General features: G+C 40.6%; 15 protein-coding genes and 3 pseudogenes. 15 read left to right on the forward strand and 3 right to left on the reverse strand.

The genetic code is table 11. The annotated features are described in order from the left end of the window. Positions 1 to 12: 12 nt before the first annotated feature. From leuB to I872_RS04300, 15 genes and pseudogenes are all read left to right on the forward strand, one after another. Entirely contained in the window at positions 13 to 1,050 is a 1,038-nt protein-coding gene (gene leuB, locus I872_RS04230) for a 3-isopropylmalate dehydrogenase (RefSeq protein WP_015604911.1), read from the forward strand. Further along, positions 1,047 to 1,313, forward strand: coding sequence for a DUF1294 domain-containing protein (locus tag I872_RS04235; RefSeq protein WP_002895724.1), 267 nt, complete (start codon positions 1,047 to 1,049; stop codon positions 1,311 to 1,313). The genes leuB and I872_RS04235 overlap by 4 nt, the downstream gene beginning before the upstream one ends. Before the next feature lies 1 nt (position 1,314). Next, a complete protein-coding gene (leuC, locus tag I872_RS04240) occupies positions 1,315 to 2,697 on the forward strand; it encodes a 3-isopropylmalate dehydratase large subunit (protein ID WP_015604912.1) in 1,383 nt (460 codons plus the stop codon). A gap of 9 nt (positions 2,698 to 2,706) precedes the next feature. Further along, positions 2,707 to 3,296, forward strand: a pseudogene (gene leuD / locus I872_RS04245) (3-isopropylmalate dehydratase small subunit). 99 nt (positions 3,297 to 3,395) lie between these two features. Beyond that, positions 3,396 to 4,175 carry an L-threonylcarbamoyladenylate synthase gene (locus I872_RS04250; RefSeq protein ID WP_015604915.1) on the forward strand — a complete coding sequence of 260 codons (780 nt, stop codon included), beginning with the start codon at positions 3,396 to 3,398 and terminating at the stop codon, positions 4,173 to 4,175. 174 nt (positions 4,176 to 4,349) lie between these two features. Then, on the forward strand, positions 4,350 to 4,787 hold the full coding sequence (locus I872_RS04255; protein ID WP_015604916.1) for a MarR family winged helix-turn-helix transcriptional regulator: 438 nt from the start codon (positions 4,350 to 4,352) through the stop codon (positions 4,785 to 4,787). 3 nt (positions 4,788 to 4,790) lie between these two features. After that, on the forward strand, positions 4,791 to 5,555 hold the full coding sequence (locus tag I872_RS04260; RefSeq protein ID WP_015604917.1) for a nuclear transport factor 2 family protein: 765 nt from the start codon (positions 4,791 to 4,793) through the stop codon (positions 5,553 to 5,555). 14 nt (positions 5,556 to 5,569) lie between these two features. Continuing rightward, on the forward strand, positions 5,570 to 6,298 hold the full coding sequence (locus I872_RS04265; protein ID WP_015604918.1) for an ABC transporter ATP-binding protein: 729 nt from the start codon (positions 5,570 to 5,572) through the stop codon (positions 6,296 to 6,298). Continuing rightward, the gene (locus I872_RS04270; protein WP_015604919.1) at positions 6,291 to 7,811 is read left to right on the forward strand and encodes an ABC transporter permease/substrate-binding protein; all 1,521 of its coding nucleotides are present in this window, start codon (positions 6,291 to 6,293) and stop codon (positions 7,809 to 7,811) included. Before I872_RS04265 ends, I872_RS04270 begins: the two co-directional genes overlap by 8 nt. Before the next feature lie 135 nt (positions 7,812 to 7,946). After that, positions 7,947 to 8,263 (forward strand): annotated as a pseudogene (locus I872_RS04275) (TfoX/Sxy family protein). 90 nt (positions 8,264 to 8,353) lie between these two features. After that, positions 8,354 to 9,019, forward strand: a complete 666-nt coding sequence (locus I872_RS04280; RefSeq protein ID WP_015604922.1) for a SatD family protein — start codon at positions 8,354 to 8,356, stop codon at positions 9,017 to 9,019. After that, positions 9,016 to 9,753, forward strand: a pseudogene (locus I872_RS04285) (DUF3307 domain-containing protein). The gene I872_RS04280 and the pseudogene I872_RS04285 overlap by 4 nt, the downstream one beginning before the upstream one ends. A 74-nt stretch (positions 9,754 to 9,827) precedes the next feature. Next, entirely contained in the window at positions 9,828 to 10,409 is a 582-nt protein-coding gene (locus I872_RS04290) for a GrpB family protein (protein WP_015604923.1), read from the forward strand. A 206-nt stretch (positions 10,410 to 10,615) separates the two neighbouring features. Then, positions 10,616 to 11,467, forward strand: coding sequence for an alpha/beta hydrolase (locus tag I872_RS04295; protein WP_015604924.1), 852 nt, complete (start codon positions 10,616 to 10,618; stop codon positions 11,465 to 11,467). Between the two features lie 169 nt (positions 11,468 to 11,636). Further along, on the forward strand, positions 11,637 to 12,617 hold the full coding sequence (locus I872_RS04300) for a DUF1002 domain-containing protein (RefSeq protein ID WP_015604925.1): 981 nt from the start codon (positions 11,637 to 11,639) through the stop codon (positions 12,615 to 12,617). Between the two features lie 157 nt (positions 12,618 to 12,774). Here I872_RS04300 and I872_RS04305 read toward each other — a convergent pair whose 3' ends face one another. From I872_RS04305 to I872_RS04315, 3 genes are all read right to left on the reverse strand, one after another. Continuing rightward, positions 12,775 to 14,013, reverse strand: a complete 1,239-nt coding sequence (locus tag I872_RS04305) for a tyrosine-type recombinase/integrase (RefSeq protein ID WP_015604926.1) — start codon at positions 14,011 to 14,013, stop codon at positions 12,775 to 12,777. Next, positions 14,013 to 14,207, reverse strand: coding sequence for a DUF3173 domain-containing protein (locus I872_RS04310; protein WP_015604927.1), 195 nt, complete (start codon positions 14,205 to 14,207; stop codon positions 14,013 to 14,015). Before I872_RS04310 ends, I872_RS04305 begins: the two co-directional genes overlap by 1 nt. 259 nt (positions 14,208 to 14,466) lie before the next feature. Beyond that, a complete protein-coding gene (locus I872_RS04315; protein WP_015604928.1) occupies positions 14,467 to 15,828 on the reverse strand; it encodes a hypothetical protein in 1,362 nt (453 codons plus the stop codon). Positions 15,829 to 16,002: the final 174 nt, after the last annotated feature.

A 16,002-nucleotide genomic window follows, 5' to 3' on the forward strand; every position in this document is an offset into this window, starting at 1 on the left:
AAGGAAGCGACTATGACAAAAGAAATTGTAGCTCTGGCGGGTGACGGTATCGGCCCAGAAATCATGGAAGCCGGTCTCCAAGTACTTGCTGCTGTTGCGGACAAGTTCGGTTTTACGTATCATATCACGGAGAAGGCTTTTGGGGGTGCTGGTATCGATGCGGAAGGTCATCCTCTGCCTCAGTCAACTCTAGAAGCGGCCAAGGAGGCGGATGCTATTCTCCTAGCAGCTATCGGCAGTCCCCAGTATGATAATGCTCCAGTTCGTCCTGAGCAAGGTTTGCTCGCTCTGCGGAAGGAGCTTGAACTCTATGCTAATATCCGCCCAGTTAAGATTTTCGATTCTCTGAAGCATTTGTCGCCTTTGAAGGCTGAAAGAATTGCTGGCGTGGACTTCGTGGTCGTGCGTGAGCTGACTGGTGGGATTTACTTTGGTGAGCATATTTTGGAGGACAGATCTGCGCGTGATATTAACGACTACAGCTATGAAGAGGTGGAGCGGATTGTCCGTAAGGCCTTTGATATTGCGCGTGGTCGCAGAAAGCGCGTGACCAGTATTGATAAGCAGAATGTGCTAGCGACATCCAAACTCTGGCGCAGAGTAGCAGATGAGGTGGCCAAGGATTATCCAGATGTGACCTTAGAGCACCAACTGGTGGACAGCGCTGCGATGCTCATGATTACCAATCCTGCTAAGTTTGATGTTGTTGTAACGGAAAATCTCTTCGGCGATATTCTCTCAGACGAGTCCAGTGTCTTGTCAGGGACGCTGGGAGTTATGCCATCAGCCAGTCATTCGACTGCTGGGCCAAGTCTTTACGAGCCTATCCATGGCTCGGCTCCAGATATTGCAGGGCAGGGCATTGCTAATCCTATCAGCATGATCCTTTCTGTAGCCATGATGCTGCGGGATAGTTTTGCAGAGCTAGAAGCTGCAGAAGCGATTGAAGCAGCGGTTGAAAAGACCTTGGCTCAAGGGATTTTAACGCGAGATCTGGGCGGTCAGGCGACAACAACTCAAATGACGGAGGCCATTATCAATAACTTATGAAATGGATATTAACAGGTATTTGCCTGCTATGGAACCTTGTCGTTTTTCTGCTTTATGGCTGGGATAAGCGAAAGGCTAAGAAAAATCACTACCGCATTCCCGAGAAAACCTTGCTCTTGTCAGCTCTGGCAGCTGGAGGTTTAGGTGCTTTATTAGGCGGCCGCCTCTTTCATCACAAGACTAGAAAATGGTATTTCTGGCTGGCTTGGATTTGCGGAATAATAGTGGAAATTGGAATTTTGTATTACATATGGAGAAGCTAGTATGGCTGGAAAATCAATTTTTGATAAGATTTGGGAAAGACACGTAATAACAGGCCAAGAAGGTCAACCCCAGCTTATGTATGTGGATCAGCATTATATTCATGAAGTAACCAGCCCTCAGGCTTTTCAAGGCCTTCGAGATGCAGGGCGCAAAGTTAGACGGCCGGACTTGACCTTTGGAACTTTTGACCATAATGTTCCTACGGTCAATATCTATGATATACGGGATGTGATTTCCAAGGCTCAGATTGATAAGCTTTCTGAAAATGTCAAGGATTTTGGCATCGAGCATGCGGCTCACGGATCAGAACTGCAGGGGATTGTCCATATGGTTGGACCCGAAACGGGCAAGACGCAGCCAGGGAAATTTATCGTCTGCGGTGACAGTCACACGGCCACTCACGGAGCTTTTGGAGCTATTGCTTTTGGAATTGGTACTTCGGAGGTGGAGCACGTCTTTGCTACACAGACCATTTGGCAGGTCAAGCCTAAGAAAATGTTGGTCAAATTTACTGGAGTGCCACCTAAAGGTGTTTATTCTAAAGACTTTATCCTTGCTCTGATTGCCAAATACGGTGTAGCTGCGGGTGTTGGCTATGTGGTCGAGTATGCTGGTGATGCCATTGATCATTTGACTATGGAAGAGCGCATGACCATCTGCAATATGTCCATTGAGTTTGGCTCAAAGATGGGCATTATGAATCCCGATCAGAAGACTTATGATTACGTTAAAGGGCGGCCGGGCGCTCCCAAGGATTTTGAGGCAGCAGTAGCTGATTGGAAGACTCTGGTCAGTGATCCTGATGCTGTCTATGATAAGGTCATTGAGATGGATGTTTCCCAGTTGGCACCTATGGTGACTTGGGGAACCAATCCTTCTATGGGAGTAGAGTTTGGCGCGGCTTTCCCAGAAATTCGCGATATGAACGACGAGCGGGCCTACAATTACATGGACCTCTCTCCGGGTAAGAAAGCAGAAGATATTGACCTAGGTTATATCTTTATCGGCTCTTGCACCAATGCCAGACTCAGCGATTTGCAGCTGGCAGCTAAGTTTGTCGCTGGCAAGCACATCGCTCCCAATCTGACTGCTATCGTCGTACCAGGCTCTCGTCCGGTCAAGCGGGCTGCTGAAAAGATGGGACTGGATAAAATTTTCATGGATGCAGGCTTTGAGTGGCGCGATCCTGGTTGTTCCATGTGCCTGGGAATGAATCCAGACAAGGTGCCAGATGGAGTTCACTGTGCCTCGACCAGTAATCGGAACTTTGAGGATCGTCAGGGATTTGGTGCTAAAACCCATCTTTGCAGTCCTGCCATGGCAGCAGCGGCAGCTATTGCCGGGCACTTCGTAGACGTACGCCAACTACCGGAGGTGCAGTAAGGAAGTTTTATGGAAAAATTTACAATCTACACGGGGACAACAGTCCCCCTCATGAACGATAATATCGATACAGACCAAATTTTGCCCAAGCAGTTTCTCAAGTTGATTGATAAAAAGGCTTTGGTAAGTATCTTATGTACGCTTGGCGTTATCTGGACAATCGGTACACCGAAGATCCTGATTTCGTCTTTAACAGACCGGAGTATCGCAAGGCGACTATTCTGATTACAGGGGACAATTTCGGAGCGGGTTCCTCTCGGGAGCACGCTGCCTGGGCCTTGGCTGACTATGGATTTAAGGTAGTCATTGCTGGATCTTTCGGGGATATTCACTACAATAACGAGCTGAATAACGGTATGCTGCCTATCGTCCAGCCACTGGAAGTCCGGCAAGCTTTGGCTAATCTGAAGCCGACGGATGAAGTGACGGTGGATTTGGAGCAGCAGAAGATTTTTTCACCAGTGGGAGAATTCTCCTTTGACATTGATGGAGAATGGAAGCACAAGCTCCTCAACGGTCTGGATGACATCGGTATTACCCTGCAGTATGAGGATTTGATTGCAGAATATGAAAAAAATCGTCCCTCTTATTGGCAGTAAAATTGTTTTCGATATATTGAGAAAATTCTGAAAACATCTTGTCTCCGATAAAAATATATGGTAAAATAAATCTTAATTTAATAGAAAAGGAAGAAACTTATGACAAAACACATTCAATGGAACGGAACTCTTTCACAAGAAGGTTATGACATCCTAAAAGGCGATGGCGGCTGTATCGTTTGCCCGACAAAGGTGGGTTACATCATTATGACTAGCGATAAAGCTGGCTTGGAGCGTAAGTTCGAAGCTAAGGCTCGTAACCGTAATAAGCCTGGTGTTGTCCTCTGTGGCAGTATGGATGAGCTTCGCGCTTTAGCACAACTCAATCCAGAAATTGAAGCTTTTTATCAAAAGCATTGGGATGAAGATATCCTCTTGGGTTGTATCCTTCCATGGAAGCCAGAAGCTTTTGAAAAGCTCAAAGCCTATGGCGACGGTCGGGAAGAGCTGATGACAGATGTTCGTGGCACGAGCTGTTTTGTTATTAAGTTTGGTAAGGCGGGCGAGCAGCTGGCAGCTAAGCTTTGGGAAGAAGGCAAGATGGTTTATGCTTCCTCAGCCAACCCATCCGGTAAAGGAAACCGCGGCAAGGTAGAAGGAATTGGAGAGCGCATCGAAAATGCTGTTGACTTAGTCATTGAAGCAGATGACTATGTAGCCTCTATCCAGCCAGACAAGACCATTGAAACTCGCTACGAGCAAGGTGTTATGGTCTCCATGGTGGGCAAGGATGGAAAACTGATTCCAGAACAAGGTGGGCAACGGTCCATCTCACCAGCACCAGTGGTCATCCGCAAAGGATTGGACATCGACAAAATCATGATGCACCTGTCCGATACCTTTAACTCATGGGATTACCGTCAGGGTGAATATTACTAAGATAAAAAGAAGCTCAGTGCGAGAGGGGGATTTCCTCTTTACACCGGGCTTTTTAGTTTATAATCTTTATTCAGTTTAAAATTATTTCCAAATAGAACAAAATACTTGACAAATGTAATGGACAGCATTACAATAAGTAGAAAACAATTCGATATAGAAATAAATTGGAGTAGTATGAGAGACAATCATCTAATAGCCCACCATATTCGTTTGTTGAATGGGCGGATTTTTCAAAAGTTACTGAGCCAAGATCCAGAAGCGCTTTATCGGAGTGAGCAGGGCAAGATTCTCGCTGTTTTATGGAAGAGTGAAACGGGTTGCGCTACGGCGACAGATATTGCACTGGTGACGGGATTGGCCAATAATACGCTAACAACTATGCTGAAAAAGTTGGAAGAGCAGGGATTGGTGACCTTTAATCAGTGTGGTTCAGACAAGCGAAAGAAGTATGTCAAGTTGACAGAGCAAGGTTGGGCACAGAAAGAAGTTGGTCATCGTGTCAGTCAAAAACTGGATGCTATTTTTTATAAAGGCTTCTCAGAGGAAGAAATTCGTCAGTTTGAAAGTTATCAGGAACGTATTTTAGCGAACCTTAAAGAAAAAGAGGAATGAATTTTGTCAAAACAAGTTGAAAATGCACATAATCTATACATTCATGCCATTCAAGATGGGCGTGTGGTCGAGGCTCAAGCTCAGTCTGTAGGGGATACCTACATTCAACATTCGACAGGTATGCCAGATGGGAAAGAAGGTTTCGCGGCTTTTTTTGCAGATTTCTTTGAGCGCCATCCAGAGCGTGAGATGAAAATTGTTCGCACCATTGAAGACGGCAATCTAGTCTTCGTCCATGTCCATCAATATCTGAATGGAGGAGAAGCGCAATGGGTGACGACTGATACTTTCCGTGCGGATGAGAATGGTCGTATCGTGGAGCATTGGGATGTCATTGACTACTATCGCACTCCTGAAAACGGACAGTTAGACCAGATTTTTGGAGATTTTGAAATCACGGATTTGGACAAGACAGTAGAAAATAAAAAAACCGTTCGTCGTTTTTTGACAGAAATTTTCCAAAACGGCGAGCTAGAGCAGTGGAGTGATTATGTGGCAGAAGATTTGATTCAGCATAATCATGAGATTGGCCAAGGAAGTCAGGCTTATAAAAACTATGTTGCAGAGCATGGAGTTTCTTTTGACTTTGTTTTCCAGCTTTTGGGGCAAGGAAACTATGTGGTTAGCTATGGGCAGATTCAGATTGATGGGGTGGCTTATGCCCAGTATGACATCTTCCGTTTAGAGAATGGATTGATTGTAGAGTATTGGGACAATAAAGAAGTCATGCCTAAGGTAGAAGATTTGATCAATCGAGGAAAGTTTTAAAATGGGGATAAACAATGATTGAATACAAAAATGTAGCGCTAGGTTATACTGAAAAAGATGTCTTGAGAGATGTCAACTTACAGATTGAGGATGGAGAGTTCATGGTTTTAGTGGGACCTTCTGGTTCCGGTAAGACAACTATGCTCAAGATGATCAACCGTCTTTTAGAACCTACGGATGGCGATATTTACATGGATGGCAAGCGCATCAAAGATTATAATGAGCGTGAGCTTCGTCTTTCTACTGGTTATGTTTTACAGGCCATTGCTCTCTTTCCCAATCTAACAGTTGCGGAAAATATTGCTCTCATTCCTGAGATGAAAGGTTGGAGCAAGGAAGAGATTGCTAAGAAAACAGAAGAGCTCTTGAAAAAAGTCGGCTTGCCAGCAGCTGACTATGCTCATCGACTACCGAGTGAGTTGTCAGGTGGGGAACAGCAGCGTGTTGGTATTGTCCGTGCCATGATTGGTCAGCCCAAGATTCTTCTAATGGACGAGCCTTTCTCAGCCTTGGATGCTATTTCAAGAAAACAATTGCAGACTTTAATCAAGCAATTGCATAGTGAGTTTGGGATGACGACTATTTTTGTGACCCACGATACGGACGAAGCTTTGAAATTAGGTGATCGGATTGCTGTTTTACAGGACGGGGAGATTCGTCAAGTGGCGACACCTGAGGAAATCCTATCTGCACCTGCAACCAGCTTCATAGCAGATTTATTTGGAGGTGTTCAGCATGGCTAATTTGATTTCTACCTTTCAGGAGCGCTTTGGCGAATGGTTGGCAGCCTTAGGGCAACACCTCCAGCTGTCTCTTCTAACCTTACTAGTGGCCATCTTCTTGACCATTCCGCTCGCCATCTATCTTCATAGTCATAAAAAGACAGCCAATTGGGTGCTGCAAATTGCGGGAATCTTTCAAACCATTCCTTCAATGGCCTTGCTGGGACTCTTTATTCCTCTCATGGGGATTGGTACACTGCCGGCATTGACGGCTCTGGTGATATACGCTATTTTCCCGATTTTAGAAAATACTGTCACGGCTTTGAATGGGATTGATCCGAGTCTTGAGGAAGCAGGAATCGCCTTTGGGATGACCAAGTGGGAGCGACTCAAAAAGTTTGAACTGCCTCTAGCAATGCCCGTCATTGTATCAGGAGTTCGGACGGCAACGGTAATGATTATCGGGACAGCGACTCTGGCAGCCTTGGTGGGAGCTGGTGGATTAGGTTCTTTTATCCTTCTAGGAATTGATCGTCGCAATGCCAGTCTAATCTTGATTGGAGCAATTTCATCCGCAGTTTTGGCTATTCTTTTCAACAGTCTCCTTAAATGGATGGAAAAGGCTAAGCTTCGGACAGTATTTACAGCTTTTGCGGTCTTAATCCTCGGACTAGGCGCTTCTTACACACCAAGTTTGCTACCGAAACAAAGCAAGGATAATCTGGTCATTGCTGGGAAATTGGGTCCAGAGCCAGAGATTCTCATGAATATGTATAAACTCCTCATCGAGGAAAATACGGATATGACTGTGACAGTCAAACCAAACTTTGGTAAGACAGACTTCCTTTATCAAGCTCTGAAAAAAGGTGATATTGATATCTATCCTGAGTTTACTGGTACGATTACTGGAACTCTCTTGCAGCCTGCTCCAAAGGTCAGCAATGATGCTGAAGAAGTTTTTGAAGCAGCGCGTGATGGCATTAAGAAACAGGACAATCTAGTCTTGCTCAATCATATGGCCTATCATAATACATATGCCATTGCAGTTCCAAAGACTATCGCCAAAGAATATAATCTTAAAACGATTTCTGACCTTAAGGCAGTCCAAGACAAGCTAAAAGCGGGTTTTACCCTAGAGTTTAACGACCGTGAAGATGGAAACAAGGGCTTGCAATCTCTATATGGTCTTAATCTTAATGTAGCGACCATGGAGCCAGCCCTTCGCTACCAGGCTATCCAGTCGGGTGATATTCAAATCACGGATGCCTATTCGACCGATGCAGAGCTGGCGCGATATGATTTACAAGTTCTAGAAGACGATAAGCACCTTTTCCCTCCTTATCAAGGGGCCCCTCTCATGAAAGCTGAATTGCTCGAAAAACACCCTGAATTGGAAGGGATTCTCAATAAACTAGCTGGTAAAATTACGGAAAGCCAGATGAGCCAAATGAATTATCAAGTTGGCATTGAAGGCAAAAAGGCCGAAAATGTCGCGCGTGACTTTCTAGTCAAGGAAGGACTTTTGAAAAAATAAGAAATAAAAGTTAGACTCGTAAGGTCTAGCTTTTTTACTTATTGTAGAATAGATAGACTGCAGATTGAAGAAGGATCATCAGCAATCTTCATCCTTTTTTGGTATAATAAAGTATCAATTCATGGAGGTGGTTCGATGGCATCTAGTCAAGAATATTTGGATTTTATCCTAAAGCAGCTGCAAGGCTTAGGCCAAGAAATTAGCTTTCGAAAGATGATGGGAGAGTATTTGATCTATTATCGAGGGCGCTTATTTGGCGGGCTTTATGACAATCGCTTGCTGCTCAAGCCAGTCCAGCCAGCTCTGGATTTTTTGAAAATCCGGTTTATGAGTCTCCTTATCCAGGCGCAAAACCAATGCTTCATATAAAAGAAGTAGAAGATGCTGCCTTTCTCTGTAGTCTGATTAAAGCTGTCTATCCTGCCTTACCAGCACCTAAAAAGAAAAAATAGTCTTTCTGTTTTAATGGATATTTATAAATTTTCCGTTATAATAGACATTTTAAGAATTTTCCGTTATAGTGGACTTAAAGGAGGTTTGCTATGCTTTATATTGCTCTTATTGGAGACTTAATAGAATCCAAACAGCTGAAAAATCGTAAGCAGGCTCAGAAGGACCTGCAGGACATGATGGCAGTGCTAAATCAGGATTATCAGGATTATCTGGTGTCACCTTTCACGGTAACGACTGGAGATGAGTTTCAGGCTTTGCTGCGACCTAATCCAGAGATTATGCAGCTCCTTGATCAGATTGCCTTGGGCTTTCCTCACCCAATTCGCTTCGGGCTTGGGCTGGGGGAGATTGTGACGGACATCAATCGGGAGCAGAGTATTGGTGCGGACGGACCGGCCTACTGGAGGGCACGCGCAGCCATTGAGGCTATTCACGAGAAGAACGACTACGGCAGCAGCCGTATAGCTGTATCCTTGGGCGATGAGGAGCTCAGTCAGGCGGTTAATACGGTGCTAGCGGCTGCGTCCTTTATCCAGAGCAAGTGGAATGCTAGCCAGAGAGAGGTGCTGGAGCGGATGCTCATGGAATACATTTATGATGAAAATTTTTCTCACGGAGAAATAGCAGAGTTGCTGCAGATTAGTCCAAGTGCGCTTAGTAAGCGGCTGAAGTCATCTGGTTTAAAGGTCTATCTGAGAAATCGCCGTTTAGCTATGAAAATGATTTTACAGGCAGCAAAGGAGGCTGAACAATGACAAATTTCATGGGATTTTCAGAATTTTTCATGCAGAATTCGATTCTTGTTTTGACTTTGCTGGCTCATGTGCTAGCTGATTTTCAGCTGCAAAGTTAGAAGATGGCTGATCTCAAAAGCCGGCGGTTAAATTTTTTGATTCTCAACTTGGGAATCGTTCTCTTGCCTCTGTTGCTCTTGGGGATCATTTTACCTAAGCATCTGCTATATTTCGGCTTGGTCTGGCTCAGCCATGCGCTTATTGATTTCTTGAAGTATAGGTTGAATTCTTTAATTGTCCGTCACCATTCTAAAAAGTCTGCCTTTTTACTGGATCAGCTCTTGCATCTGATGAGCATTTTTGCTCTTTATTTTCTCTTAGGGCAGCAGCAAATTCCAGCTCCTAATTGGCTGTCTGAGCGCTATCTCATGCTGCAGGCTCTCTTTTTCTTCGCCCTTACTGGTAAGCCAGTCAATATCCTCTTTAAACTTTTCTTCAGCAAGTATCAGGCAGGGGAAGACAGTGGAGAGACTATTGCGGGGGCTGGTGCTATGATTGGGATTTTGGAGCGCTTGATTATGGGACTTTCCCTTATTTTCGGACAATTTACAGCGATTGGATTGGTCTTCACAGCCAAATCTATCGCTCGCTATAATAAAATTTCTGAAAGCCAGTCCTTTGCAGAATACTATCTGATTGGCTCACTCTTTAGCATGATCAGTGTTTTACTGACTTATGGCTTGCTTTATTGGTAATAAAAACTGAGGCTGGGATATAATTCTCAGTCTTTACTTTGATTCTTATTTTCTATAAAGAAAGGAGAAGGCACATGGCCAAAAACCTAGAAGATATGTCTTTAGAAGAATTATGGCAACTATTCCCGATTTTCTTAGAGGAGCACAATAAGGACTGGACAGCTTGGTATACGGAGGAAAGCAGAAGAATACAAAGTTTTTTGCCAGCAAATCAGTTGTATAAAATGCATCATATTGGTTCTACATCTATTGAGGGGATATGGGCTAAGCCGATTATTGATATTCTTTTAGAAATTCCTCGAAGTGAAGATATGGAGAGCATTAAGAGCGAATTGCTGGAGCATGGCTACCTGCTTATGTCAGAGTCAGAAGGCCGCATGTCTTTTAACAAGGGCTATACGCTGCAAGGCTTTGCTGAACGAGTTTTCCACTTGCATCTTCGCTACTACGGAGACCATGATGAACTCTATTTTCGAGACTATCTGAAAGACCATCCAGCTGTCGCCAAAGACTACGAGCAGTTGAAATTAATCTTATGGAAAAACTACGAGCACAATCGTGATGCTTATACGGCTGCTAAAACGGATTTCATTAGACAGTACACTCAAAAGGCCCACAAGCTTTATGAGGGAAGGTATGACGACAAGCTCGCATAAGCTGGAACTCCCGCAAATCAATCACGTTTTGTTTTAAATAGAACAAAATCGCGCAGCAGCTGGATAAATTCGTTATAAAACATATTCGTGATAATATAATTCGGTTTAAATGATATGATGTGATTTAAATTGAATACAATTCCTTTATTTGTCTACAAATAACAGAAATGTTATAATACTAATCTATACAAGATAGGAGGTGGAAAATGAATAAACGATCTATCATTGCACTCTCAACTTTTCTGTTTGTTGTTCTTGTTACTTTATTTCTAGTGTCCAAGCTACAAACAAGAGAGTTAAATAGTAGGGACTATATTCAATCAAGGACTCCGACATTATTTTTCCATGGTTATGGCTCAAGTGCTAATGCTGAAAAGCATATGGTAGAGGCAGCTAGGCAAGCTGGAGTTACTCAAACCATCATCACAGCTACAGTTGATAGTCATGCTCAAGTAACCTTTAAAGGAGATATACCAAAAGATGCTATCAATCCAATTGTCATGGTTGAGTTCGAGGACAATCGAAATGCTAATTATGCCCAAGACGGAGAATATGCAGCAGCAGTTGTTCGAAAGTTGCAAGCAAAATATGCTTTCAAAAAGATGAATTTTGTCTCGCATTCTATGGGAAATATGTCTATTTTATTTTACCTATTAGAGCACGCTCAGAATGAAGAGTTTCCAAAGTTACAAAAGCAGGTAAATATCGCCAATCATGTCAATGGTTTGGAGGGGATGGATCTGCCAGCTAATTTGACCATTCTAGACAACCATACAGGGCAGCCTAGCGCCATGAGTAATAGCTATCAAAAACTTCTGGGCTTGCGCGAAATTTATCCGCAAGATCAAGTGGATGTTCTCAATATCTATGGAGATTTTAAAAATCAATCAGATGGTTCTGTTTTAAACGTTTCTTCTCGCAGTCTCAAGTATCTTGTAATCGACAATGCTAAGTCCTATCAGGAAAAGAGAGTGACTGGCCCTCTAGCTCAGCATAGCCAGCTGCATGAAAATCCAGAAGTAGATAGATTATTGATTGATTTTCTTTGGGGCAAATGATTTTAAGAAATGCAGGCTATTCTCTGTCTATAAGAAAACTTTAAGCATTTTATACTATTTTGTTCTATGGAAAGTTTTCCTTTCCTAATTTAGTATGACAGCGCAATCCGCTGATTATAATCAAAGCTTCTCTAAAACCTTATTGTTTAGAGATAGATTGAGGAGTAAAATGAAATTTAAGAAAACATTACTGACAGCAGGAGCTCTAGTAGCTACTCTCTTTACTGTATCCACCGCAGCTGCTGATACAAACGTTCAAAAAGTCATTGACGAAACCTATGTTCAGCCTGAGTATGTCTTGGGCTATTCCTTGGATGACAGTCAAAAAGAGCAAACACTTCAGCTCTTAGGCTACAATGCATCGAGTGATTCTAAACCTCTGAAAACAATGACACCTGATGTCTATTCAAAGATTATGAATGTAGCAAATGATCCTAGTTTGCAGCTGTATTCTTCTGTTAAGATTAAGAAGTTGGGCAACAAGAAGCCGCTTCAAGTCAAGATTGTTACGCCGCAAAACATCACCAAGGTTACAGAGGATATGTATCGCAATGCAGCAGTCACCTTGGGAGTACAGCATGCAGAAATTACAGTAGCAGCACCTATCCCTGTGACTGGAGAAAGTGCCCTAGCTGGTATTTATTACTCGCTGGAGGAAAATGGAGCTAGTGTTCCTCAGGAAAATAAAGACTTGGCTCAGGAAGAATTAGCCGCACTTTCAAATATCAATGCTGAAAACCAAGGTAAGGAAGGCTACGATGCCGATAAGCTGAATGTGGCACTGACAGATATTAAAACAGCTGTTGCTAATGCTAAAAAGAATAACAGCAATTTGACCGAAGCTGATGTCCGTAAAATCGTTGAAGAAACACTGAAAAATTACGGTCTCAGCAGTTCAGTCACAGCTGACCAAATTAATCTAATTATTAACTTTGCAGTAAATCTTTCAAATAGTGGAGTCATCACAAATTCTGATTTCACAAAGACGCTCACCGACTTAAAAAACAGTATTGTTTCAAAGGCTGGCGACACATTCAATAATATCAATCTTAACTTTGATGCAAACGGACTTCTTGAAGATGGCGGTAATTTCTTTAGCAATATCTGGAATGCAATCGTCAATTTCTTTAAGGGCCTGCTAGGTCAATAAGACTGTCTTTAAAAATATAACAAAAAACCAGCTAGATTCTAGCTGGTTTTTGCATAGTTCTTATTCCCACTCAACGGTTGCAGACTCCTTGAGAATTGCTATATAATAGGCTTTTTAAGGAGTTAGTGATTCTTTGGTGGGGTTTTTGGTGGGAATGTTATTTTGAAATTGATTGGTTCCCGTTGAAATGTACTAAGCTAGAAGATGGGAAAGAAACATTAATAATTCCTACCATTTCATTAGTGATAACTTCATCAGCGCCATCCCATAGATGTGAGTAATGTTTCAATGTGATTTCAGGAGAAGAGTGTCCTAAACGTTTTGATAGAATAAGTACAGTAGCATTTAATTCATTAATTAGTAGCGAAGCATGACTGTGTCTGAGACCTTTCGCTTGGATAGGCTTTACGTGAGCAATCTTGGCGTACCTTTTAATAATCCTTGAGATTGTAGATTTCAACATAGGTAAGCCATCGTATGAAAAGATAAAATCATTCTCGTGTCCTAGTCCAATCTTTTTTTGAGCTTTACGCCATTTTTTTAACACATCAATAGTATCTTTATCTAAACTAATCATCCTTTTGCCGTCTTTAGTTTTCGAATGGGAATTACGAGTCCATTCTTTTTTGTTTTTAACAATAAGCATATGATGAACTCGTAGGCGTTGCTTATCAAAGTCAATATCATTCCATTGAAGGGCACAACCTTCATTTACACGTACGCCAGTCATGAAATATACCCAAATCATCACGAAGTTTAAATGTTCATATACATCTTCAATGTAAATTTGTGAAATAACAGCTTCAAATTCGCTCTTAGTCCAATATGGGACATTACTTTTCCCTTTAGGAATTGCATTAGATTGCTTAGAAATGTTTTTTTCCACATATCCCATTTGCAAAGCATAGTCCAATGATTTCCTAAACATGCCAAAGATGAGGCTAGCATATCCTTGTGAATATCCGGCACCATCCTCATCTTGACTAGTCAGTAACCATGTTCGAAACATCTGGACTTGTTCGAGTGTAATCGAACGAAGTGTAGTGTCACCAAAACGATCACAAAGCTGTAAAAGATTTTTCTCTCGAACTGAAAATGTGCTGTGCTCAACTGTTGTTCTATAATATGGAATATAATGTTCTTCCATAAATTGTCGATATTTCATCCGGTAGTTAGAATAACCTTGAGATTGTTGATAATCATGTTTCAGCCGAGTTAATTCCTTATATGCTTCTGAAGCTGAATTAAATGGATTTCCGTGTTGATCTTTCCTTGATTTCTTTCGTACACGTTTCCCGGTTACTCTATCTATACCAAATTCGGTTTGAATAAAAAATTTTCCGTCTTTGTCAGTATAGACTCCTGGAAATTTAGTTCTCTGTTGATTTTTTGGCATTATTCCTCCTTGTGAAGTGAAACACCCAAAATTTCTTCAACAGCAACGATTGGGACATGCCCTAAACGTCGATTATTATAAAAGGCATATCCCTTTTGTACCATAATTTGCTTAGCTTGTCTAATAATTGAAATGGCAGTATAGGGATTGTAACCCATTTTAATTAAATCTTCTTTGTTCATTGTTTGTTTCATAATTAATAATCCTCTTGAAATTTCTAAATTTTATTGCGATAATAGAAGTAGGTAATAGATATTATTACTAGTATATTTTGAGTTTGTTTCTGACACCGACCAAAGTTTAGAAACAAGCTCTTTTTTTGTTCTAAAAAATTTACACATATCTATTTCCTTTCTCAAATATTAAACTCAAACTGTTTACATATAAATATATGTTAGTTGTTGTATCAAGGTTTACAGCCATAAATATAAAAAAGTTATTATTTAATTTGCGTTATTTTTTATTGATATCTAAATCTTTATCAGGAAATTCTTTTAAAACATGATTTCTAATTTTATTTTTTTGATTTCGAGTATTAGATTTTATAATTTCGTCGAAAATATTATTCCTATAACCTAATGGATAATCTTTTAAAACGTGTTTATATGTATGAGCCGATGTAGTATCCTTATGACATCCTAACCCTTTTTCCCTAGCAACTTCTAGTGATTCATAAAATAGTTTAAATATATCTCGAACGTGCCAAGTAATCATTAATCCAGTCTCGTTTTTTTCAGAATAATCTTCTTCGCTATTTTGGAAGGATTCTATTATTGTTCTTTTGGTTCTAGCTTTATTTTTGAAAGGACTAATATTCGTCAATGCTATAATTTCTTCATCTAACACCAAAGGAGACAAAGTTCTAAGAGAATGGTTATTTACTTGATTAAAAAGTGCTTTAATATAATTTTTAGGACCGTGTTTGTTATATACATCTTGAATCACTTTTTTAGTTTTAATACTTGATTCTTCAATTAACTTTATGTACACATTTATTGTTGAATGAAGTTTTGTTTCCAAATATTCTATCAATTGTGCATCATTCAGCAAATCTAAGGAATTGGTTCCCAAAAATTTTTCTATTTTATTTTTCTTTAATACTAGTTCAAATCTTTGGACATTAATATTATCTAGTTTTGAACCATTTCTTCTGATTTGTCCTTTTCTTTTTGCTTTTTCAATTTTATCGTAAGTAACAGTTAATTCTTCATTACTAATCTTACAACTCAAAATTGGATAGTCATAGTTGTTCTTTTTACTTTTCTCATTTCCAAAATTAGGAGGGTTTCCTGATGAAAGACATTTGTGTAGAAAACTTCTGAGCTGTAGGTTTGGAGTTTTATCAAAGGCAATAGTATAAGCAAGTTCAATTTCGAGAAAGAGGGCAGTCGAGTATGTAATGATAATACCGTAATTATTTTTAATAAAATCGATTGCGTTTGCTAATCTATTTTTAATCCCCTCAATACCAACCGTTTCGAAATTTAAACCTCCGTGAATTAATTCAATGTAACAGTAGGGTGTTTTAAAATCTGATGTATCAAAAGAAATAGTGATTTTCCCAAAAAATTCTGATTTAATATCTAAACCAAGTAACTCTCCATCTATAGAGGTTTTTAGATTACATGAACTGTCCTGCTTTAAATTCTTAATTTCTACACGCTCTACAGAAAAATCCTGTAGGGATACTTTACATTTATCTATTCCAGCAAAACAAGACTTTGATGAGAGAACCTCTAATATACTATTTTCATTATTGATTTTTTCTTCTAAACGTCTTTCCTTTTCTTCCGGTGTTAATTTTCTTCTAGCCATTCTATTAAGTTCCTTTCACATAGTATTTTGGTAAAGTATGTTGTTTGGGCTAAGATCAACATCTTTTTCTAAAGGTTAGTTTATTTTATTAAGTTTCCATTTATTTACCTCCTTATTTTTTTACATTAGTTAGTATGCCACAAATCTTTCCGAAAACGCCTAAAAAAAAAATGG

The organism is Streptococcus cristatus AS 1.3089, assembly GCF_000385925.1.
Classification (GTDB): domain Bacteria; phylum Bacillota; class Bacilli; order Lactobacillales; family Streptococcaceae; genus Streptococcus; species Streptococcus cristatus_B.